Annotated in this window: 1 pseudogene; it reads right to left on the reverse strand. The window is 50.7% G+C overall.

What is annotated here, in order from left to right:
* Positions 1 to 109: 109 nt before the first annotated feature.
* Positions 110 to 229, reverse strand: a pseudogene (locus tag FHC48_RS23350) (IS1 family transposase); the annotation flags it as partial.

Below are 229 nucleotides of genomic sequence, written 5' to 3' on the forward strand. Positions count from 1 at the left end.
CGACACTAAAAGCGAGTATTAAACACAAAAGAGCGATGTGCGCGATGGATCCGGAGTACCTTTTGAAGGTTCTGGGAAGCCTTTATTTACGGGAATGTTCATGATTTTTCCGTGGGTGCGTACCGGGTTGAGAAGCGGTGTAAGTGAACTGCAGTTGCCATGTTTTACGGCAGTGAGAGCAGAGATAGCGCTGATGTCCGGCGGTGCTTTTGCCGTTACGCACCACCCC

This window comes from Enterobacter sp. EC_50, assembly GCF_019584525.1.
In the GTDB taxonomy this organism is placed as follows: Bacteria; Pseudomonadota; Gammaproteobacteria; order Enterobacterales; family Enterobacteriaceae; genus Enterobacter; species Enterobacter roggenkampii.